Here is a 22,942-nt window from a genome sequence, read left to right as displayed (position 1 = left end):
TTATACAAGTCCCTTCTGTTTAATAAAATCCATCAAATCATTTTCTCCTTCATTGGGAATCATGCGGGCGGTCAATTTAACCCCCATCTTATTAAGTTCCAAGAATGCCTTTAAATCTTCTTCAGATATGCTTATGGATTTTTTTATTTGAGTGGTTCCTCCTCTATTCGCCATATTTCCTACATTAACTTCTTTTATATCAATTCCTCTTTTTATTAATTCCAATACATCCGAAGGGTTTTTTAGAATCATAAAAACTCTGTCCGAATCGTATCTCCCTTCTTTTATCCTGTCCACAGCTTTGTCTACGGACAATACCGAAAGTTTTACTCCCGGAGGAGTTGCCATTTTCAATATGCTCTTCTGCATATCGTCTCCTGCAGCATTATTATTAACTACCATTATGCGGCTGGCCTGCAAAGTATTCGTCCATACCACGGCTACTTGACCATGAATTAACCTATCGTCAATTCTCACATGAATTATACTCATTATCTACCACCCCATCCTATATTTGCCGGGCACGGTCTTTGACCGTACCCTGTTATCCTAAGATATTCAATGCTCCCAATATTATTCCCAAGAATAAAAGGATGAAAATAAGTTTTGTGGAAGTCATATTCTTTCTGCCTAATAACCAGTAAGACAGTAATACAACCGCTACAGGAACCATAGAAGGCATGATCTTATCAAGCATACCTTGAAGTTCCATTGTAACTTCCCCTCTCTTATATACATAAGGAACGCCGACGGTTATAACGGAAGGTATAAGGGCTCCTATTACAATCAATCCAAGTATGGTAGCTGCTTCATTCAGTCGTTGAAGGGAATTTGAAAATCCCGAAGCAATTTTCTGCCCTTGGTGATAGCCTATCCACAAAAACTTATATTTTACCCACCACATAGCAACAGCTGTTATTATAGGAAAAATTGCTCCGAAGATATTGCCCTCCAATGCAAGGTAAGCACTTATACTGAAAACTATAGCCCTATAAATTGCCACAAATATGGTATCCCCTATTCCTGCAAAAGGTCCCATAAGACCTATTTTCATACTGTTAACGGCATCCTTATTTTCCAAACCCATTTTTTCTTCCAAAGCTATATCAGCCCCGAGAATAAAAGGTGCCATTGTGGGATTTGTATTAAAGAATTGAAGATGTAGTTTTAATGCTTCCGATATCTTCTCCTTTGTATTATACAATTTCTTAATTACGGGTATCATACTGTAACAATAACCTAATCCCATCATTTTCTCATAATTCCATCCTACCTGAATACCGAATAACTGTCTCCAATATACTTTTCTCATATCGCTTTTATCTATTTTCTTTATCTGTGTACTGTCAGTCATCAATATCTCCTCCTTCATCCTGGGATTGAACTTGCAGCCCCTGGTTTTTAATCATCAACCATATTGCCGCTATAGCAAATCCTATTATTGCTACGCCGACTAAACTTACGTTTAAAAATGCGGCTATGGCAAAACCCAAAATCATAAATGGGTAAAACTTTTTAAGAGGAAGATATCTCATCAAAATGGCAATACCCATCGCAGGAAGTATTTTTCCGGATACTTTCAGTCCGGTTAAAAGCCATACCGGTATTTTATCCGTTACAAACCCTACAACCTCACTGCCGAAATATAATCCTAAAAATACAGGAATAGCGGCTCCGAAACCCCAAGTAAGGCAACAAAGAGCATTAGACCTCGAAACTCCCGTCAGGTTTGCTTCATCCGCATATTTTTCCGCTTTATGTTGGAAAAATACATTTACGAATCTTACCAAAGTCCCCATATGTGTAAGCAATATACCAACGGGAACAGCAATACCAATGGCAAATTCAATACTTTGCCCTGTTATGGCGGCAAAAGCAGTCCCCAACATAGCGGCAGCCTTATAATTAGGTACGGAAGCTCCTCCATAAGTTGCCACTCCAAGTCCCATTAACTGCAAAGTAGCACCGATAGCCAGTCCAAGTTTAATGTCCCCGACAACAATTCCGGTAAAAGCTCCTGCAAAGATGGCATTTGACAATCCCATCTGGAAGGTAAGTCCGTCAACATCTGAAATAAAAGCATATAAGCTTATTAAAAGAATCTGCATAAGTGATAATTCCAAAATTTTCTCCCTCCTGTCTTTTTTTAAGAAACAATTTCCCGTAGTTCTTTAAATGCTATTATTTTCCTTTATCATCACCTTTCGTATTATATTTATCTTTCTCTGAACCAATCCTAATATCAAAACATCTTTATTATTCAGCGTCCCTCTTCATTTAATTTTTTTGTATGTCATATTCTTAAGGGAACGGATAGATTCTTTCGTTTTTTCAAGGGAATTAATTGTTTCATCAAAATCCGAAGCAGCTACGCACATAAACAAAATATCTATTACATGGAGTTGGGCCATCCTCGAAGATGTGGCGGCACTTCTGAGGGGAGCTTCAATGGAAGGCGCAGTAAATAATTTTATATCTCCCGCATTTGCCACTTTTGATTTACCCAGCTGGGTTAAAGATATTGTTTTCAGATTCTTATTCCTTGCAAGATTTAATATCCCCAAAACTTCTTCCGTCTCTCCTGAAAAGGATACTCCAAATACCAAATCATTCTCCTTTAAAGTACCTACTATGGCTGCCGCCAGTTGAGTTTCCGAAGGTGAAAAACAATTTTTGCCTATTCTTAAAAATTTCTGGGCCGCATCTTCTGTAACTATATAAGAAGCCCCGACTCCGAAGAAAACTATCCTATCCGCCTTTTTTATTGCTTCAACAGCTTTTTCAAGTTCATTCATGTCGATTGTGTTACTTGTATCCACTATTGCCTTTATGTTGTTATCGGTGATTTTCTTTACAATCACTTCTTTTTTCTCGTCAGGAACTATATCAGTATAAAATAGATCGTTTTCCTTGTTCAAATCGGAACAAATCCTTAACTTTAAATTTTGAAAACTGTTCAAACCCATAGTCTTGCAAAATCTTACTACGGTGGCTCCGCTTGTCCCGCAAGCCTTGGACAGTTGTTCAACACTGAGCTTTAACGATTCCTCCGGATTTGCCATTATATATTCCGCAACTTTTTTCTCTGAAGGAGATAATTTAGAAATCATTTCTTTTATCAACATTTTATACCCCCAATTCAATTCTTGAAATACCATTTCATAAATATTATATATCTTATGAAATGGTATTTCAAGAATTAATTTTTATTTAAATAAAAATTAATTTAAACACGCAGGGACGGTTCTTCTGTGTTTTTAACACAGAAGAACCGTCCCCGCGTGTTGTTGCAGTATCCTTCGGAGCAAACACTTCTCCTTCTTTTCCTTTTACAATCCCCAGAGAATTTCCTATTACAGCCGCCTGATATGCCCACTCACTTATGGTTTCCTCATCTTTAAACCTCAGTTGAGATGTTGCCATCATCTCATTGTAATCACTATTTGTAAGATTGTTATAGCATCTCATTATCATTGTTATCATTTGTTCCCTCGTTATCTCTTTGTCAGGTTCAAATCTGTTTTCCTCCGTACCTTCTATTATCCCCGCTTCATATACCCCGTTTATATAAGGTGCATACCATTCATCTGAGGAAACATCCGTAAATTTGCTATTATCCAAATCCGTACCTTTAACTCTAAGTGCCCTTGACAACAATACCGCAAATTCCTTTCTTGTTATCTTCTCATTTGGAAGGAAATCTTCTCCTGTTCCCTCCACTATATGCTTGGATGCCAATATCTCTATATCTTCCTTAGCCCAATGATTTTGTATGTCTTTAAATGTTTTCTCATATTCCATAACCGCATATATGCCAAAGTTCTCTATTTCGGCCATTATTCCTGTTCTGTCGGAGCTTACCTTTCCGCCTGCATATATCCATTGTTTATCCTTCTCATCATATCGATATATCCCCAATTTATTTACATCTTTCACTTTTTCCTTATCATATTTCAAAGTTAGGGAAATATGATTGTCAAACTTATTAACAGAAGAATCAATTTTGTATATCTTTCCCGCCAAACTCAACTTTTCCATATCTTGTGCCTTAGGAACAGATACATTTTTCTCATCTATTACGCTTGCCGATACCTTAGCCTTCTCACCTAAAAGTCCCTTATCAAATTCCATCTTAATTTCGCCGTTTAACAACTCTGCCGAAGTTTGATCAGATGTAATTTCTTTATTCTCCGCTGTTTGAGTATTAGATGGACTTCCGTCCTTGCTTTCTTTTTTGCCACTATCATTATCGTCATTATTGTCGTTGTCGTCATCGTCGTCTGTCGGAGGGGTTATTTCCTTTTTAGCTATAGTAAACAAGCCGTCTTTGCTTCCCGTAGAAATAATTCCGTCAGGCCCCGTACTTAATGATAATTCTGCCCTGTATTCTCCGAGTGTCATGTTTTTAGTGCTTTCATTAAATCCGTTGTAATATTCTTCTTTAGCTTCATTAAGTACCGTTTGTTCTTTGCCTTCGGTTAATTTATATACCTTCAAATGAGGATTTACATGCCTTATTTCAAATGAGCTGTCGTCATCATGATTAATTCCATAAACATCATCTTTAAACTGATATGGTACTATGGATACCTTCCCGTTCGGAAGATAAGTATATACTTGATTATAATCAGACGTATTCTCCGAATCCATTATCCAATAGGGATTTGAAGTCACTTCCACTTGGCTTATTCTATTGCCGTACTGGTCAGTAATACTCGATATCCCCGATATGCTGTCTCCCGTATTTATCAGATTCTTATTCAATTTGATTGAAGAATTGAGCTTGGCCCCATAATTCAAAGTATATTCTTCACCTTTTTTAAATTCTTTTCCCTTCCAATCATCCTTGTCAACAAAGTAATTCCAAAGATAAGAAGAATCTTCAGGATCACCTAACACGTATACCAATTTGACATCATCATATTTAATTCCAGCAGAAACATAGAATACATTTCCTTGAAGCTGGGCCTCACTGATGCTGTACTGATATTTGTTAAATGGCAAAAGTTGTATGCCTCTTATGCTTTCATATTTTCCTTTATCCACTTCTACGTTTATCTTGGCGGTATTTGCTCCGTCCAATTTTACTTCATTGTTTTTCCCATCCTTTGTTATATCTACACCCGTGTTAATTAAATAATAGCAGTTGTATTTGCCCCCATTATCTTTTGGAGTAATATATATGCCGTTAAACCCGTATTCTCCCGGTTCCATATAAACTCCGTCCGTATATAACATATCTATGTTATGGCTAAAAGGAATTGCTAAATTATCATTTTCGATTATTATACTTTGGCTTAAATCCATAGCATCAAGTTTTTGGCCCTTGCTGTCTACCGGATTGAATCTGACCAGTTGAAGGTCTTCTATATTTATGGTCATATTCTTTTCTAATTCATCCAAAGTCGTAAAGGTTCTAAATATAAACACATTCTTATCCGTTTTTTCATCAGTATAATAAAATACTGCCATATTTCCGTTTTTCTTTTCCGAAAGTTTCGTACCGGAATCTATAACTATGGCGCCAATATCCTTGCCGGTCCTATCGCACCACAATCCGTAGCTTTGTTCCCAATAACTATTGCCTTCCTCGTCTTTTTCCAACCTGTATATCCAAGTATAAGGCTTAAGGACATTTCCCTTTTCGTCTTTTAACTTCAATACCTTGACATCTTCATCATATATATTCTGAATCATGTGGCCTTTGATTCCGCTTTCAGCCAGAGGGTTTTTTTCAAGAATTAAATCGACATCATATTCTCCTACGGTCAAGGCAGGATTTCCGATATACCAGAAAGCATATTGATAGAACAAATTAAATGCCATGTTATAAGGTTGATATCCGTCCGAAAGCCTCGTTATACAATAATACGGATTTACTTCTTCCAAACTTGAAGCCTGAACATTTCCATATATATTTACGGAATCTTCTCCGAGGCTTCCCTTATATATAGCCACCAGCCCGTTGTTATTTTCATCCGTAAATCTGTGTTTCGTATATTCCATGTTATAACCTCTCGGAATCTTGTATACCTTTACTCCGTCTCTTTCAGAATATTGAATATCGGATTCGTTAAAAGTTCCGCCTATTCCTTCAACATAATTCTTCATGGTATCCTTATCAAGTTCATAAACATCCAATTTAATATTTCCGCCGAGAGTTATCTTATTATCCATATTTTCCTTTATATTCTCCGAATCCCCCAGGCTGTCAAATACATATACCCAATTGGTGTCATAGCCTGGAACCTTTATCTCAATTTCAGTTGTATAGCTATAATCTCCCGCAGATACCAATATATCCTTCCCTGCAATTTCTTCATCTGCGGATATTCCTATAGAGGCTTCAGTATACTTATTGTACAAATACAGATAACTGTTTACCACTTCTATATTTTCAGGATAATTCAAATTCAAAGAAACGGACCCTGTTTTCTTTCCGTCAAATATCAGTTCCTTGTCCGAATTATCTATGTTCTTTCCAAATTCACTTAAAAAATATGTCTCGTTGTCGGTTTTGCTGTATGCAAACAAATCATATTTTCCCTTATCCATATAAATGGTAGGGGAATTATATGTCTTAGAATTTAAGGAACTTGTACTTCCTATTTTTAACCCGTTTTCATCAACTGCAGTAGCATAATACTGGGCTTCGGAAATAGTATCACCTTTCTTGTCGTTTATATTGAATTTGACTGGGACAGTGCCTTCCCCATTTATTTCAACAGTATTCGGCCCCTCCACTTCTCTTCTGTAAATAAACAAAGTACTTCCCGCAGGGGACCCTTCAAAATCAAATACTCCGTTTATAAGAACATAATATTTAGTCATATCGTCTATTATAGTATTCGGTATACGAACCAGACCTTGATCGTCCGTTGTTCCTTCCCATATTTCCTCATAGCTTTCCTTTTCGTCTTCGGTTTTTTTATCATATAGCTGTATTTGTGCGTTTACAGCTACATTTCCCCTTGGATCTTTTACTTTCAATACCAATCCGGAATTCACTTCGTTTATAACATATATTGATGTTTCCACTTTATTTTTTATATCGCCGGCAGTATCATAAACAACGGCTATTATATTATGTTTGCCTTCTTTCACTTTTTCTGTATTCCACTCGTATTCATATATTTCTTTATTCCCGTCATTTTCTATTTCGGCAATCTTATTTTTATCCGAGACAGAATCCAAATAAAATCCTACTTTCCCTATCTGATCGGAATTCTTTATAATTCGGGCCTTAATCTCTACCACATCCGATATATAGCTATCCTTCTTAGGAGTAAGAAACTGTATGTAGCTTTCATGACTTTCCCCTAAAACGACAGCATTGTACATATTCAGTTTTATACACTTTTTACCTTGAACGGCCGAATTCTTGATAACTTCTATTATCTGACCAGCACTTGCATCGGGATTTTTGATCTTATAAACTGCCGCCACTCCTGCCGTATATGGCGAAGAAAAAGAAGTGCCATTTGCTTTTTCATAATATCCTTTTTCATCATTACCCATTGTTCCGCTTCCCTTTATAGATGTGGATACAATATCCACCCCGGGAGCAAATATATCAACTCTGCTGCCTATATTGGAGAAACTTGCTATATTCCCGCTTCTGTCCACAGCACCTGCAGTTAAAACTCCCGGAAGTCCTGCGGGATAATATCTTGAAGCATCTTCTCCTTCATTTCCTGCAGCAGCAACTACAAGGACTCCCTTATCCTGAGCGTATTCCACGGCTTCTGCCATAGTTGTGCTGTAGCCTTTTCCTCCAAGGCTCAAATTTATAATGTCTGCCGTTAATTTCTCGGAAGGTTCCGCATTTTCTTCTTCGGATTCTTCCGGCAAATTATTCTCTTCTTCCTGATTAACTTCATCTTCTTTTTCAGACGTATCTTCTCCCGTTTTTTCTTCCTCGGGTATTATATTTTTCTCTTGTTCATCGGATACCGCTTCGGTTTCTTCCGCTCTCACCGTATTATTTACAATTCCAGGAATCACACCTGTAAATATCATTGAGAAAACCAATGTAAATATCAATATTTGCTTAACTGCTCTATTGATCAAATTATCTCCTCCTTAACATAATGGTTTAACATAACGTTAAGATAATAATTATTTCACCTCCCCTTAACTTTATAATTAACGTTATATTAACACGTCGATAATGATTATCATTATCATCGATATTAATATTATCATAACATCGGGAATAATACAATATCATTTTCATATGTTAAGAAGAAGTTTATACGCATATTGTAACTTAACATAAAAGCCCTTTGAATTTGGGAAATCCTCAAATTCAAAGGGCTTTTATTAAACCACAGGCCTTCTGCGTAAAGTTCTGATTGAAATTTCGTGTTCACCTAAAATTTCATGTATGGATCTGTTGTCTTCAATCAAAAAATCAAGCTTTTTATTTGCTTCTTCTCTAAATTCAGTTAAATCAGCGGTTTGATCGATTACAGCTTTTAAATCCTTCTTGATATCTTTTATCTCCTCTTCTAAGTTACCCTGTCGTTCTTCCAGCTTCATCTGTCGTTCTTCCAGTTTCGTCTGTCGTTCTTCCAACCTTATCTGGCCTTCAAGTAAGGTCTTCTGTCCTTCTATTAAGTCCTTCTGACTTTCTTCTAAGTTTTTCTGCCTTTCCTCTAAGCTATTCTGGCCTTCTCTTAAGCTTTTCAGCTCCTGTAGGACTATCTTCTGAAACTCTTCGTTGGTCACAGTTATTCACCTCTCCCCGCCTCATATTGTATATATTTATATTATATACTAAAGGAAAACTTTTCACAAATATTTCTATGGATATTATATTTAATATAAAATGATTTTATAGTTAAAAATATATATATTTCTATCTTTACCGTTCATAGAGAATAATTCCCTCCTTCCCTATGCGTGTAAGAAATTCATCACTGAGGCTTTCAGTTGTTAAAATATCAACATCAACATTCAATTTATCTTCAATATCTAAATGAAAGCCTGAAAGTTGAAAAAGTCCCTTTATTTCTCCCTTATCAACCTGTAAATCAATATCGCTATTTAAATTAGCTTCTCCTCGTGCATAGGAACCAAAAAAAGCAACTCTCTGAACATCATATTTCTTTGAAACATCACTTACTACTTTTTTAATCTCAATCACTTTTTTAAAATTACAATAGTAAAATTTCGTTTTATTTTATATATAAGAAGTAGAGGGAGATGATAAAGGCAGCCGTAAAAAGTATAAATACAGCTTAAATAAGTAACAAATTAAAAACTTGTCTAATATATTATTATGTAAACAGGTTTAAAATCCAATAAAAAGGAGGACAAATAATGGCTGCAAAATTATTAAAATTAGTGATGAGTGCTGTCACTACAACAGATGTTGATATTAATCCGGAAATCAGCAAATACTTTTATGAATTAAGGGAAGATGAAAGAACTGATGATGTACTCACTATTCCGGCTACTCAATTCACAGACGATGCCGGCAATATCATGACTGGTAATCTGACAACTGTATCTACAGATAATGGATATTATCTGTTATTTATAAATGGTGTATTACAACAATCCAGTTTGTTTACAGTTAGTACCGACGGTTCCCAAGTTGTCATTAATCAAGCATCTACAATCCCTGTTGGTACACCAATTACCTTAACTGTAAATAACTTCAATCCAATTTCTACTTCTACAACTACAATAACAACTTAATAAATATATTCGAGGATGTGCCGATTGGCACATCCTTTTTGTTATAAGCATAGAATAATTGAAGGAAAATATATTCATTCTGGGAGTGATAGTTATGTCCAAAGATAAACTTTCTAAGATTACTCCTCATTTAAAAAATAAAAACACCCGATATCCGTATAAGGAAAAACTACTGGGTGCCGATATTTATCAATATAACGCATTGTCTGACGGTATAAAGAGGACTTATACAAATGATGATGAATTAATAGAATATGGAGACAGGGGTATCCTCGATCCTAATGATGTTTCTTACTTTGACTTGTTTATTAACGGAGTATTACAGCCAAAGACTAACTATGAAATTGAAAAGGGACTGCTCCTGCTGAAAACAGAAGATATTCCTTCGAAAGATGTCTCTATTATCATCACCTTTGTTACCATTAAAGAGGAATGGTCGGCTAATCTTAATTCTGCTATAGCTGAAGGCATCTTACCTTATGGACATATATCCGCTGGCCCTATATCGGATAAAAATATTAATATCAGAGAAACTTTACAGCCTTATCTGAAGTTAGAAAAAATTATTATATCCGGCCCCACATCTGTTCCCATAGGCCATACAGCCACTTGGGAATTTGCAATAGTAATAAGCAATATAGGAAATACGACGATTAACAATATTGTTGTGACAGATAATATTCTGATAGATTCTGTTTTAAACATAAAAAACTCTCCTCCGTCTCAAGGTAATATTATTATAAATGATGAAACGATTATTTGGAATGTAGATGTTCTGAATACATCAGAATCTGCCACTGTAAGTTTTAAAATAAAAGGTTTTTTTAAAGCTGACGGCATTCGATTCATTAGTCGTGGCCTATCAACCGGCAATAATTCTTTAGGAAGTATAATATCCGATATTGTTTCCGGAAACTCAATCGAAGTTGTTAAAGGATTGGATATTACTAAAACCATTACGTCAGGCCCGATAAAAATAAATATCGGAAAAATCAGCACCTGGAGAGTGGAAATAAAGATAACCAATCTTAGCGGCGGTGCTATATCGGATATCCTTGTGACAGATACTTTGCTTATTGAAAATATCAGTAATATTAAAATTATCAGCATATCTCACGGAAATGCTTCCTTATCAGGCGATAAAATTCTCTGGGAAATCAATACACTGAAAAAATCGGAAATTTCCATTTTAGTAGCAGATATTATCGGTTCATTTGCTATAGACGGATTCAGAAATTTAGATACTGCTTCGGCAATCGGAAATATGCCTTCCGGTAAAATATTTGCGGGACCTTCGCAGGATATTCAAATCATGGTAATTTCATCTGAAAAACCGGTAAAAAAACAATTACTGCTGCAAAAATCCATCTTAAATAGACCTTTGGTTGCCTTCTCAGGTAAATTTATGAGGTGGAATTTTTCTCTGAAGGTTACCAATTTAACAAATAACGTTTTAAAAAATATCATTGTAACAGATTATATCCTGTTTGATAAATTTGACAATATCAATATTCTGTTTGTATCTTCAGGAAATATCTCCATATACCACAACGTTATTATTTGGAATATTGAAGAACTTCCCCCCGGCAGGACATTAACGGCCACTTTTGAAATCAAAGGCCTTTTCAATACTCCCGGGTTACGTTCTCTTGGCAGAGCCATTGTATCAGTTTTAAATTCAAATTCAGATACCTATATACTATCAGATATATCTTCCGGAGAATCAATAAAAGTTTTAGATTATATACATAATTTAAAAAATACATGTATTATTGCCAACAAGGTTCATTCTCAATATCAACAGAAAGATTGCTTTGAATGTATAAAAACAGATATAGGCAATAGTAAATTCAGAAGTATTACATTTAAGCCGGGATTCATTATAGAAGGTACTCTAAAAATAACTGATATAAATAATAGGCCAAATTTCAAGAGAGTTCAATTTCTATTGAGAATACCATTTGAAATTACTACTATGAATAAAGATGTAATAAAAGGATATCTACCCGATATAGCTAATGATATTATCATGTTTATACCGGAAGGGAGAAATAAGTTTTCATTTGATATTGCAGTAGAAACCAGTTCAAAACTTTTAGATACCCCTATTATATTTAATAATCAATTAAACTTCTCAGTAGGTGTTGTGCTTATTATTAAAGCAGTAGGAAAAGTCCAGCTATTAATACCTAACTTCGGAATCTGCCAAGAACCTCCTTGCTGTCGGGAATTTATAGAAAGTTCAAGCTGTGATATTTTTCAATTTAAGAATTTTCCTAACTTTTATCCATTGCAGGATAATTTATATGTTCATAAAAAACCGGAAAGGTTCGGTAATAATGACCAGTACCCCATTGAATTTGATAATTTAACCATCAAAAAGTATATCACATCAGGGCCTTTAGAAGTCAGTAATAATGCCATCAATATGTGGAGAATAGAAATTCGTGTATCTAATGACAAGCATGTTCCTGTAAGTAATGTTGTTATGACAGATACTTTGTTTTTAGATAATTTAGTTGACCTTAATATTATCAGCCTTACTCAAGGTACTGCTTTCCAACAAAATAGCCAAATTATCTGGAATATCGGAACTTTAAATTCCGGTACTACGGTTGTACTAACGGCAGAGGTCGCCGGATCCTTTAACAGTAAAGACAATAAGATTATCAGCGCGGAAAACAATCAATATAATACTAATTCAGACGGAATAAAAAGAGAATTTACCGATGAAGGAATTCCTAATCCAAATGAAGTCTCCTTTTTTAATCTTTTTATTAATGGGGTATTGCAGCCCGAGATTAACTATGCATTAGAACAAGGTCTCTTGACACTAAAAACAGAAGATATCCCTCGGGAAGGTGTGCCGATTATCCTTCAGTATTTAAAAATAAAGGAAGAAAATAATCGGCTTATGAAAGCGGAAACTTATCAGTATAACACTCTTGCATCCGGAAAAAAAGTTTATACAAATACAGACGAATTAACCGTGTATGGCAACAGAGGAATCCTTGATCCTCAGCAAATTTCTTATTTGAACCTTTTCATAAATGGAGTAATACAGCCGAAAAGCAATTATATAGTTGAACCCGGTATTCTTATATTAAAAGCAGAACGGGTACCCGTAGAAGGCACTCCTATTTCCATAAAATTTGTTTCTTTATTCTTAATACAACAATAGGGACCGCCCACAAAACTAACAGAGTAAATTAGTTTTGCAGCGGTTCTCTTTCTGCCTGAAGCGATCTCAAATCATCCCCTCGTATCGTCGATTTATTTAAGATTTTAACTTCCCCATTCTTTCTTTTATCAGCCTCTCAGGGATAATCACAATTTTCTCATTCCTCTTCAAGGGTATATTTCTTGCTATATAATTATATGCTTATACACCTTTTATGTTTATTATAAATATCGAATATACACCCCTACATATACCGGTCTACTTCAAATTGTCCCTTCATGTCGTACAAAAAAATCTATGCCAGCGATTGTGATAACTGCCGACATAAAAATGTTTCCCTATATGAACAGATGGATTATTCCTATTGCTTATACATTGTGATTCAAAAAGTCTGATTGGGACAAAAAATCTGTTCCCTTGTCCCGCTTATTCTTTATAATTGTTTTAAAAAGTCCCTAAATTCATTAATATTTTCGAATCCAAGCTTTTTCACTGGTCCCGAAACGTCCCCACGTCCCAAGTGTAAAATTTAAATACATATGTTTACTTTTTATATATTTATGGTATAATGTTAATAAGGTAATCGGCACCGCAACGGTGCGGTTGCCACCAAAGTGTTTAAAAAAATTTTACCACCCTGGTGTCAGCAGGGTGGCTATTTTTTTCTCTTAATGTTATCCTTTAGGCTAACTATTAAGGAGATTAGTGATATAACGAACATGCCAAACATAATCATTAATGATATTGCTTGATATGTATTCATCATACCTACCACCTCCTTCCGTTTGTGAAGTGAGGTGGCAATCCACACCCTACTTTTCCCGATTACCTTTATTCTATTTTACCAGATTATTCATATTCGCACAAAATTAACTACATTCTCGTCCTCCAAAAATAACTATCTCTTTTATCTTATAAATTTTTTAGTTTTAAAACTTCATCTAATGTCAGCCCTGTTTTTTTCGCTATTTGTTCAGGTACTAAAACATCCAATAAATTTTTTGCTATTTTCAATGTCTTCTCTTTTTCCTTTTCTTTAAGAAGTTTTTGTTTTTCCTTTTCTTTCTCTTCAATAAGTTTTTGCTTTTCTTCTTCGTATATCTTCTCTACTTTCGTCATCCTCAACCACTCCCTTATATTTTTAGCATATTCCTCATCTATAAATTTGTCAGTCACCGTCAACAATCCCGCTATTACCGCCAACTGCTTCTTTCCGTCTTTTTATATTCTTTGCTAAGTCCATACTTTCCTCTATTATTTCCTGCCTTTTCTTTTTGCTCTTCATCAATGGTAGGAGTATAAGCCTTATTATTTCTTCGTTCGTCAACTCTTATCCTGATTTTATTTTATCATGAATATTCCTTAATGCCAATTCCCCGTCAAAATTTTTCATAAACACCGATTGAACACCTATACTCAAACTTCCAAAACTTATTTTATTTTCGGCTTCTACTATATCGCTTGCATATATTACTGCCATATTCACTGTCTTTATTTCCCTTGATTCCCTATAATACCTATTAATTATTCTTATTATATATTCTCCGTATTTTATAAAATTTTCTTTAATTCTATTGTTGCTTTCATATTCTAATAATAAAACAGAATCATCTTCCAATAAAAATACGCTGTCTGCCTTCTTTTCATCTGCTTTAACCTGTGGAAATTCATTGGGAAGCATCCTTACTATTTTGGGAAAGTCCAGCCCATAAGATGTCAAAGCCTGATCCTTATATACTTCACTTAAAGATTTAAATAATACATCTTTGGCATGATACGTAATCTTGGTTTCCAAATTAATCCCCCTTATCGATTATTATATAGAACATATGTTCTTGTATAATAATATCATAATAATTATAATTTTCAATTTATTTTTATTGATTTTTTAAATTATAATAAAGTAAAAAAATCTCTGCCGACAATTATCGCAATTGTTGGCAGAGAAAATACTTTATCACTTAGGCAGATGAACTATGCAGACAAGTGAAACGCCCGGGACCAGTGATAAAGTTGTTATTTTTAAAAATTACTCCAGCAAAAATGCGGATTTGTAGATATAAAAAATTAAAAAATCGGACTTTTTCACTGGTCCCGAAACGTCCCCATATCCCAAATTATTCATATTTATACAATATTATTTGTTTTTTATGTATGAAAAAATCTATGCCGGCAATTGCAATAATTGCCGGCATAGAAATACTTTGTTACTTAGACAGATGAGTTATGCGGACAAGTGAAACGTCCCCACGTCCTCAAGTTTTTATTGCCCTAATATAGTATCTGCTGCAATTACAACATTAAAAGTTATTGGAGCTGCAGTACCATCACCATCATTGTCAATAGTAATCGTAAAAGTACTATTGATATCCTTCACTGCTCCTACAAAGTAGAAGTAATTATCTCCGTCCATCCATTTTCCTGCTGCATATTCGTTAGTTTTATTAGGCCCTACTATCTTGCATACTGCTGTTTCTTTATTAACATTATCCAAGACTATCATAATTTCAAACAAATTACTGTTTGGTTCATGACCTAAAATACTATCCGGATATTTAGGAATTGTACCACCTATAGTTATAGTATTTCCTGATAAACCAGCAGTTACAGTACTATTCCCAGTTAGATGTACAATGGTCGACGTTACACTTTTTATTTCCAATTTTGTTCCAGGTTTTTTAGCATTGTTAAATGTGCCTGTAGCTGTATTTAACGCTATAACTTGAGCATCTACTTCTTCTTGTGTGGCACCTGCTTTGTCTAACACTGCTTGAGCGTTTGATATGGCAGTTTCATAAGCTGTCATCTCTACTTGTGTTACCCAATGATTATCTTGGTCTACGTCTGACCCGTCTATGCTTACTACAGCTGTCACTTTATTTGTGTTTGCTCCCGACACTGCAGTCTGCAACGCAGTTTTATTTACCGGTACGCTATCCCTTGCTATCCTTACGGATTTCGCTTGGTCCACACCGTACGTGCGGCTTTCACCGCATACGGCGTTCTATCGACATTGGAGATTGGGAAGAATTAGTTGGTTATGATGGTTTATAGTTCCTAAGTCCTATATTCAATTCCTGTTATTCCACGTTTTTCCGGACGAAGGTTAAAAAAAAATTATTTTATTCTTCAATCCCTTTCTGCCGACTGGATTCCTTGGCTGCTCTTGTTTTCTCCTCCCGTGTTGTTGCCAATACGGTAATAACGGCAAGAGGTCATCGCTACTATGAATCCGCTGAGCCTGTATATATATCTTCGGGCTGCTCTCCCTCCCTATATACAGCATCAAATGTTCCGTTTTACCTATCCCTTTTTTTGACTGTTTTAGGCATCCACTAACGATTTACTTTACTTAGGTTTAACAGCTTTAATTGTGCCTAAGCCTTATGAAATATTTCAATTTCACAGGTTCATACCAAGCTCAAAGCACGCCGATATTTTAACAGTATGAACTACTTTTTATAAACCGCATCAACATGGATTAGCATAATGTTTACCGTGACAGTCTTTTAAGGAGTCCCGCATCCGAATTCCACGGATTACGACCTCACCTGGCTTCACAGATTTTAAGAAAAGCAGACTTAAAACCTGTGCAGGGGGATCAGACACCAACTCTATTTTTTATCACATAACAGGAATCATACTTAAAATCCTAAAATGTCGATTTTCAAAGCAACACAGAAGAACCGTCCCTTTGTGTGATTTGTATATGATAAGCTGTTGAGTTGGGACAGGGGTTTCACCTGTCGGATTGGTAAAACAGTTAGATGATGATAGACATACAGGGGCGGTAAAAACCGTCCCTGTATGTATTTTCATCTTCCGCTCATTTCGTCATCTTGACTTATAGAGCAACATTTCACACTTTTATTGTTGAGCTTTTATTGTTACAGTTATATCCTTTGAATCTTTTGCTTCTCCTTTTTCAAACGATACTTTAACCTTTCCAATAAAATCTGTTCCTTTAGCTACTCTCTTAAGAATTAATTTTCCATCTACAACCTGTAAATAGTCGTTTCCGTCAATAACCTCAAGAGATACTTTAACATCTTTATTTGGTTCTCCAGTTATTAATGTTATTTCGTCGCCTATTTCTACAGTGTTTGGAACTTCTGTATCATTATATTTAGCTGCTTCTGCTACAACTGCATCTTCGTCTGCTTTTTTGTTAAAAGCAGCTCTTGCATCTGTTACTATCTTTTCTGCAGTGGTTATTCTTGCAGTTAATTTTGTTTTTAAATCTGCATCGCTAATCTTTGCTACTGCATCTTTTGCATCGGTAACTGCTTTTTCTGCTGCTACTAATTTTGCTTCAAGTTTTAAATCTTCTTTTGCTGCATCTTCTAATGCTTTTACTGCTGCTTCCGCTTTTTCTTCTCTAGTTTCTTCAATTTTTACAACATTTGTTCTTAACAACGGATCAGTTTCATCTGCTAAATTCAAATTAGTTGATGCATCTGTTATAAATCTTGCATTCTCTTTTACTCCAATTAAGAATGCAGTTTCTTCTGCATCTATTTGTGAAATAGGTACTGAAAGTATTAATTGCTTAGCATCTGTTCCTACAGCAGCTAATTCTAATTTGCTATTATCTGGATCATCCGTTGCATTAACTGCTTCAACTATAAGATCAGATCTCCATGTAGCCGAATTTACAGCCGCTAAATTTTCATCAAATGTTAATACAATATCTACATTCTCACCATTAACTTTTGCATCTACGTCATCTACGCCAATCAATGATGGAGAAATTTCGTCTCCTATCTTGTTACTTCCATTCTTCCCAAATTTAATCTCATTTGTTGTTTTGAGTACATCACTAAGTTTAGTTTCATTATATAGATATACATTTGTCGGATCTATAGTTAGAGTATTATCATTAGGATCAGCATTCAGATCTTTAGCCAAGGTTATAGTTACCTTATTTTCATTAATAGTAACATCGTCTTGAGTCTTATCTGTCATAAACGCACTTTCTTTTGTCTTCTCAGGATCTAAAGCTAATTTTGTTTCATCAGTTGTCTTGAACTCTACTACAATCTTTGTTTTTGATTTAGCAGTTGCACTTATCTTAACATCCTTATATTCTACAGGTTTTACAATCTTGCCATAGTTCTTTAATGTATTGCCTGAAGTGTCTTTAAGTCCTAAGCCTGCAACTCCTGTTGGATCTTTATCTTCCAACTCAAAAGTTAATTTTACGGTTCTTCCGTTAGAAGTAACTACTTCTACTTCCGAGCCTTTTATTGCTGATAATAATTTGTTGCTGGTTCCATCAATCTCAACTAAATAATTCTCAGCATTTGAAACTGTATCAAGATCCATATCCTTGCTGAAATACAAATAAATTGTATGGTCGTCTCCTGAATTCTTTATTGCGACTCCTGTAAGTTCCGGAGAATTAATTCCTTTTACTCCAAGAGATTCTGTGTAATCAACCATGTAATTTGCATATTTGTTTCTGTCTTTTATTCCGGAAATTTTAATAGTGTAATCTTCAGTTTCATCCAATGCTTTCCCAAGAGTAATTTTCATTACTTTATTTGAAGAATCATCAACTTTAATACCACTTATAGCTTGTTTGTTATCATCTGAATCAGTAATTTTGTAATTATTTGGATTTGTAGCACTAGCTTTATCATCTGCATCTGTATTTACAGGTTTGCTGAATTTAACTATTATAGTTTTGCTGTCATCTACATCAACGCTTCTAACTACTGGTCTTGAATCATCTATTGAAGGTTTAACAGCTTTTTCAGCATCTGCCATAGTATTTCCTGAATAATCTTTAACTCCTGTTATATACAAAGTAGTTTCATATACCGGTAACGCATCGTCTGCTTCAAAAGTAAATGCATATTTATTTCCTGCTAATCTTTTAACTTCTTCTGGATATACTTTTGTTGAACCATTCTTCCAGTATACAGTCTTTGTATTAACTGTTGTAGAATCTACGTCTTCACTGAAAGTAAGAACTACTCTTTCAAGAGCTGTTGCAACTGCATCAGATACTTCCGGAGCATCCTTATCTTCCACTACTGTGAATGAATGTTTTGATTCTACTGATTTGAATTCATTGTAATCTTTTAATTGTCCAACTGTTAATTCATGATCTCCAACCGATATAGCTGAATATGTCTTAACAATTATATCTCTTCCTGCTGCTTGAATAGTTCCGGAAACAGTTTTTCCGTCAATCTTGAAGCTTGAAGCTTTTGCTCCGTTAATCGGCTCTGACATAACTACTTTAACAGCTTTTGTTCCAAGTCCTACTACTTCTACTACTTCAGGAACAGCATTGTCAAGTGCTGTAAAGTCCTTTGAAACGTCAAGGACAGTTTTGTCATCTTTAACGCCATCAATAGTTAATGTATAGTCTTCTTTGTTTTCCAATTCATCTTTTACTGTCAATATAACTGTATGGTCTTCTGCTGTGTATACTGCATCTTCTATGTCTTCATCTTCCAAATCATAGTTGTTCAAATCAACTGCTGATTCTTCGTCAACTGATTTGTTGAATACAACCTTAACTTCTTTCAAATTGTCAGCTGCAACTTCTTTAACTTCCAATTTTGATGCTTCCGGTAATGTAAGCTCTAATTTTTCTGCTAAAGTTTTGTCTGAATCTTTAACTTTTGTCTTAAGAGCTTTTAATGATAATTCTGCTAATACTTCTCTTGTTGATGCTACTGTAAGATCTGCTTTAGCGTCATCAATCAATTTAAGCTCTGCTGCTTTAGCTGCTACGTTTTCAAATTCAACTTCGTCAAATCCGTAGCCAAGAGCTCTCAATAAGAAAGCCAGAACTTCTTGCTGTGTTACTGATCTTCCGAAACCAAAAGCTTCTCCACCTTCTGCAACACCATTTGTAAGCTCGTTAGCTTGTGCCCAAGCTATATATGGTACATAGTATGGATCTTCTATGTCCTTAAATGTTGTTTCACCTGTGAATGCTTTTGCTTCGTCTTCTTGCCCTAATAAACGGCTAAGTAAAACTATCATGTCCTGCCTTGAAACTTCTTTTTTCAGCATCAAGTCGCCTTCCGCATTTCCCTTCAAAACTCCGATTTCTTGTAATATTTCACCAGGAGTTTTTTCAGTTTCGTCAGCTGCGAAAACGGCTGTGAAGCTTGTTAGCACCATTGCAAGTACTAACAGTAAAGATAGGGTTTTCTTCATTTTTCAAAGACCTCCTTTTAATATATGTTTAATTATTGTAAAATTTATAGATTGCAAAATCTTAATGAGACTTGCATTCTATAGAGTATTATAGCATCATCCCTTTTTCAGGTCAACTATATTGATACTAATGTAATTAAATTGTAATATAAGATTTTTATTGATCTTATATCTTAACCCTTCATGATATATATTATATATCAGTTAATTTAAAAATACCATTACAATTATGTTACAAGTAAATTACAAGTAAAATACAGGAAATTTTATTTGAATAAAGATATTGCTTTTTCCATCTGTAAATCCTTTGTCGGATCCGTGTTCTTCACTACTATGTCCGGAGTTATTCCCTTTCCGTCGATTGATATTTTGTTCGGAGTTAAATATTCCGCAATAGTGAGTTTGATTCCGTCTCCGTTATCCAAAGGAATTATTTCCTGAACCACTCCTTTACCGTAAGTAGTAACCCCTACCAGAGTTCCGACTTTTCTGTCTTTAATCGCACCCGCAAAGATTTCCGATGCGCTGGCAGAGTTCTCATTTATCAGTACGGCCAGCTTATATTTCGGAGTTTTCAAAGACGAAGAATAAGTCCGGATTGTTCCGTCTTTATATTTTATATGAACTATGCTTCCTGCCGGAATAAATTTTTTTAAAACATCTACTACCTGGTCCACCGACCCTCCGGGATTGTTTCTTAAATCGATTATCAAGTTTTTTATGGAGTGCTGATCAAAATAATTTAATGCTTTATCTACATTTTCTACCGTATAATCATTAAATTGAGAAATATTCAAATAACCTAACGACTTATTTACGGTATCATAAGAAACGGGGTTTACTTTTACTTCGTCTCTCGCGATATTAAAATATAATGTATCCTTTGAATCATTTCTTTTTATCCCCAGCTTAACTTTTGTTCCAATCTTTCCTTTTATTAAATCGGAAACATCCGCCGAAGAATAGGAAGTCACATCTTTTCCGTCAACGGAAACTATTATATCTCCGGCTTTCAATCCCGCCTTATAGGCCGGGCCGTCTTTGATGGGAGAAAATACAGTTACATGGCCGTTATCATCCCCCATATAAATACCTATGCCTACAAAACTCCCGCTTACGTCTTCTATGAGTTTATCGAACTCATCCTTTGTATAATATTCGCTGTAATCGTCGAGATTATAGAAAAGGCCCTTTACTGCCCCCTTCATAAGCTGTTCGTCCGTTACGTCGTGAAGATAGTATTCCTTAATAAATTCCTCTACTTCCTGCAGATACTCAGTGTTATACTGAAAATCAGCCGCTTGTCCAAAGGAAGGTAACTGAATGATGAAAATAAATAGCACCAGTGCAAGTGCCGTAAACCTCCTGAAAAACTTCCTTTGTGTCATAAAAATTCCCCCTTAGGCTTTTAATTGTTGAGTATATTTTCCCTGTAATCATATTTCAAATTGTTTTGAAGATAGTTGATGAAATTAACCAATAGTTCTGCTGCTTCTCCTTTGGTTATTTCTTTGTTGGGGTAAAAATATCCTCCTCTTTCTATTATACCAAGTTCTTTCGCTACATAAATAGAATCTTTTGCCCATAAAGGAATATTTTTATCATCGGTATATCCTGTATAGTAATTTCCAATGGGTGCAAGGCTTTTAAATCCCAGAAGCCTTATGATGATGGTTGTCGCTTCTGCTTTTGTAAGAGCTCTGTTGGGATCAAATCTGCCCTTCCCCACGCCTTCCATTATTCCTCTTTTGGTTACCCCTTCAATATAAGGATAATAGGTGTGAGTTTTCCCCACATCCGTATAAGTGGGAACTTTTACAGCCTGATTTTTCTTTCTTCTTGATGAAGTGGTTTCTTCTTCCCTTTCAGGTTCAACTCCCATGGAGAGGCATATGGCCTTGGCAAATTCTCCCCTGCTCATGGGTGAATCGGGTCCTAATGAAGTACTGTTTAAGGGAAAAGCTCCCATACTGGCAAGAAGAAGAATTGCATCTTCATAAGGATGTCCTTCTACATCTCTCACTTCGGGTATGTTAAGCCTCGTGATAATGGGATTCGTATCAAGGGAGAAGCTGTTTGTCCCTGTATTTCTCCCTTTAGATACGGCGTTATTTTTGATATTGGGAAGATCATAGGAATACTTCAGGACATTCTCCTCCTTTTCGGTGATCCTGTATCCTCCCGAAAAACTTATCTGTTTTACCGGATTTTCCCCGTAGGCATAATCCTTTGTTCTGTTGTAGGAGGTTTCGATTGTTGCGCTTCCTCCCCACTTAATGCCGGCTGCTTCTTTGTTTTCATAATTTACCGTCATATGAACTGTCTGGGTTTCCGTTGCTGACCAAGGGCTGTCGTACCCCACAAGACTTCCCGTGGTTTCCACATTGACTACTTCGTTGCTTTTATCCACCACATATGTCTTCCTTCCCGACCAGTCTCCCGCATAATAGCTGTTCAAAGGAGTATCGGTGGATATACTTCCCTGATTCCACTGGTAGTCTTCATCTTCGACTTCATACTCTTTATCCCCTATTTCTATCTTTTCATCATAAGAATCCAATGTTTTGGAGGAAGAAGTTTGGTTTCCGTTTGTATTCAGTGTTTCTATCATTTTGATTTTTCGGGAAAGCTCCGCATCTTTGGCAACATTTTTAAGTTTATAGGTATATTGCTCCGTTACCGTATTGTCCTTTTCCTTTGTCTTAACAGTAAGAGTGCCTTCCATGACTATAGGTTCTCCCGTAACAAATATGACTTCCTTATAGGTGTTTTCATTTTGTATTCCCCCTTCGTAGCCCGGAACATTGATGGCAAAGGACTGAAGAGGAATGATGATAATCAGTATTATGGATATAACAGATATAATTTTTTTCATTG

At 35.4% G+C, this 22,942-nt stretch carries 16 protein-coding genes; 2 read left to right on the top strand and 14 right to left on the bottom strand.

Annotation, left to right across the window (positions count from 1 at the left end):
• The 7 genes from EQM13_RS02905 to EQM13_RS02875 form a co-directional block, all read right to left on the bottom strand.
• Complete coding sequence (locus EQM13_RS02905; protein WP_206172788.1) at nucleotides 1-492, bottom strand: PTS system mannose/fructose/N-acetylgalactosamine-transporter subunit IIB; 492 nt, start codon at nucleotides 490-492, stop codon at nucleotides 1-3.
• Between the two features lie 52 nt (nucleotides 493-544).
• Nucleotides 545-1,354 carry a PTS system mannose/fructose/sorbose family transporter subunit IID gene (locus tag EQM13_RS02900; RefSeq protein WP_071139549.1) on the bottom strand — a complete coding sequence of 270 codons (810 nt, stop codon included), beginning with the start codon at nucleotides 1,352-1,354 and terminating at the stop codon, nucleotides 545-547.
• Nucleotides 1,347-2,123 carry a PTS mannose/fructose/sorbose/N-acetylgalactosamine transporter subunit IIC gene (locus tag EQM13_RS02895; protein WP_071139548.1) on the bottom strand — a complete coding sequence of 259 codons (777 nt, stop codon included), beginning with the start codon at nucleotides 2,121-2,123 and terminating at the stop codon, nucleotides 1,347-1,349. Before EQM13_RS02895 ends, EQM13_RS02900 begins: the two co-directional genes overlap by 8 nt.
• A gap of 150 nt (nucleotides 2,124-2,273) precedes the next feature.
• Entirely contained in the window at nucleotides 2,274-3,125 is an 852-nt protein-coding gene (locus EQM13_RS02890) for a MurR/RpiR family transcriptional regulator (protein WP_161567161.1), read from the bottom strand.
• Nucleotides 3,126-3,210: 85 nt separating this feature from the next.
• The gene (locus EQM13_RS02885) at nucleotides 3,211-8,070 is read right to left on the bottom strand and encodes a S8 family peptidase (RefSeq protein WP_128751906.1); all 4,860 of its coding nucleotides are present in this window, start codon (nucleotides 8,068-8,070) and stop codon (nucleotides 3,211-3,213) included.
• A 252-nt stretch (nucleotides 8,071-8,322) separates the two neighbouring features.
• A complete protein-coding gene (locus EQM13_RS02880; RefSeq protein ID WP_114218280.1) occupies nucleotides 8,323-8,730 on the bottom strand; it encodes a hypothetical protein in 408 nt (135 codons plus the stop codon).
• A 136-nt stretch (nucleotides 8,731-8,866) separates the two neighbouring features.
• Entirely contained in the window at nucleotides 8,867-9,148 is a 282-nt protein-coding gene (locus EQM13_RS02875) for a nucleotidyltransferase family protein (RefSeq protein WP_114218281.1), read from the bottom strand.
• Between the two features lie 203 nt (nucleotides 9,149-9,351).
• Between EQM13_RS02875 and EQM13_RS02870 the strand changes: the two genes are divergently transcribed.
• Together EQM13_RS02870 and EQM13_RS02865 are read left to right on the top strand one after the other, a co-directional pair.
• The gene (locus EQM13_RS02870; RefSeq protein ID WP_206172787.1) at nucleotides 9,352-9,705 is read left to right on the top strand and encodes a DUF4183 domain-containing protein; all 354 of its coding nucleotides are present in this window, start codon (nucleotides 9,352-9,354) and stop codon (nucleotides 9,703-9,705) included.
• A gap of 94 nt (nucleotides 9,706-9,799) precedes the next feature.
• Complete coding sequence (locus EQM13_RS02865) at nucleotides 9,800-12,886, top strand: DUF4183 domain-containing protein (protein ID WP_128751904.1); 3,087 nt, start codon at nucleotides 9,800-9,802, stop codon at nucleotides 12,884-12,886.
• Nucleotides 12,887-13,541: 655 nt separating this feature from the next.
• Here the strand turns inward: EQM13_RS02865 and EQM13_RS18985 are convergent.
• The 7 genes from EQM13_RS18985 to EQM13_RS02835 all read right to left on the bottom strand — a co-directional run bounded on the left by EQM13_RS18985 (nucleotide 13,542) and on the right by EQM13_RS02835 (nucleotide 22,940).
• Nucleotides 13,542-13,649: a putative holin-like toxin gene (locus EQM13_RS18985; RefSeq protein ID WP_373419507.1), complete on the bottom strand. Its 108-nt coding sequence runs from the start codon at nucleotides 13,647-13,649 to the stop codon at nucleotides 13,542-13,544.
• Between the two features lie 149 nt (nucleotides 13,650-13,798).
• On the bottom strand, nucleotides 13,799-14,089 hold the full coding sequence (locus EQM13_RS18445) for a hypothetical protein (protein WP_206172786.1): 291 nt from the start codon (nucleotides 14,087-14,089) through the stop codon (nucleotides 13,799-13,801).
• Nucleotides 14,090-14,216: 127 nt separating this feature from the next.
• On the bottom strand, nucleotides 14,217-14,681 hold the full coding sequence (locus EQM13_RS18440; RefSeq protein ID WP_206172785.1) for a hypothetical protein: 465 nt from the start codon (nucleotides 14,679-14,681) through the stop codon (nucleotides 14,217-14,219).
• Between the two features lie 468 nt (nucleotides 14,682-15,149).
• Nucleotides 15,150-15,857 carry a hypothetical protein gene (locus EQM13_RS02850; RefSeq protein ID WP_128751903.1) on the bottom strand — a complete coding sequence of 236 codons (708 nt, stop codon included), beginning with the start codon at nucleotides 15,855-15,857 and terminating at the stop codon, nucleotides 15,150-15,152.
• An 896-nt stretch (nucleotides 15,858-16,753) separates the two neighbouring features.
• Nucleotides 16,754-20,065, bottom strand: coding sequence for an Ig-like domain-containing protein (locus EQM13_RS02845; RefSeq protein WP_128751902.1), 3,312 nt, complete (start codon nucleotides 20,063-20,065; stop codon nucleotides 16,754-16,756).
• A gap of 266 nt (nucleotides 20,066-20,331) precedes the next feature.
• On the bottom strand, nucleotides 20,332-21,453 hold the full coding sequence (locus tag EQM13_RS02840; RefSeq protein WP_128751901.1) for a S41 family peptidase: 1,122 nt from the start codon (nucleotides 21,451-21,453) through the stop codon (nucleotides 20,332-20,334).
• Between the two features lie 20 nt (nucleotides 21,454-21,473).
• A complete protein-coding gene (locus tag EQM13_RS02835; protein WP_128751900.1) occupies nucleotides 21,474-22,940 on the bottom strand; it encodes an S-layer homology domain-containing protein in 1,467 nt (488 codons plus the stop codon).
• Between the last annotated feature and the right edge of the window lie 2 nt (nucleotides 22,941-22,942).

The sequence above is a fragment of the Acidilutibacter cellobiosedens genome (assembly GCF_004103715.1).
In the GTDB taxonomy this organism is placed as follows: Bacteria; Bacillota; Clostridia; order Tissierellales; family Acidilutibacteraceae; genus Acidilutibacter; species Acidilutibacter cellobiosedens.
This window is presented reverse-complemented; position numbering and strand designations above follow the sequence as displayed.

Bases quoted from the DNA above. Each gene is read 5' to 3' on its own strand.
- EQM13_RS02905 (WP_206172788.1), bottom strand. From the start codon at position 492: ATGAGTATAATTCATGTGAGAATTGACGATAGGTTAATTCATGGTCAA.
- EQM13_RS02900 (WP_071139549.1), bottom strand. From the start codon at position 1,354: ATGACTGACAGTACACAGATAAAGAAAATAGATAAAAGCGATATGAGA.
- EQM13_RS02890 (WP_161567161.1), bottom strand. From the start codon at position 3,125: ATGTTGATAAAAGAAATGATTTCTAAATTATCTCCTTCAGAGAAAAAA.
- EQM13_RS02870 (WP_206172787.1), top strand. From the start codon at position 9,352: ATGAGTGCTGTCACTACAACAGATGTTGATATTAATCCGGAAATCAGC.
- EQM13_RS02865 (WP_128751904.1), top strand. From the start codon at position 9,800: ATGTCCAAAGATAAACTTTCTAAGATTACTCCTCATTTAAAAAATAAA.
- EQM13_RS18985 (WP_373419507.1), bottom strand. From the start codon at position 13,649: ATGAATACATATCAAGCAATATCATTAATGATTATGTTTGGCATGTTC.
- EQM13_RS02845 (WP_128751902.1), bottom strand. From the start codon at position 20,065: ATGAAGAAAACCCTATCTTTACTGTTAGTACTTGCAATGGTGCTAACA.
- EQM13_RS02840 (WP_128751901.1), bottom strand. From the start codon at position 21,453: ATGACACAAAGGAAGTTTTTCAGGAGGTTTACGGCACTTGCACTGGTG.
- EQM13_RS02835 (WP_128751900.1), bottom strand. From the start codon at position 22,940: ATGAAAAAAATTATATCTGTTATATCCATAATACTGATTATCATCATT.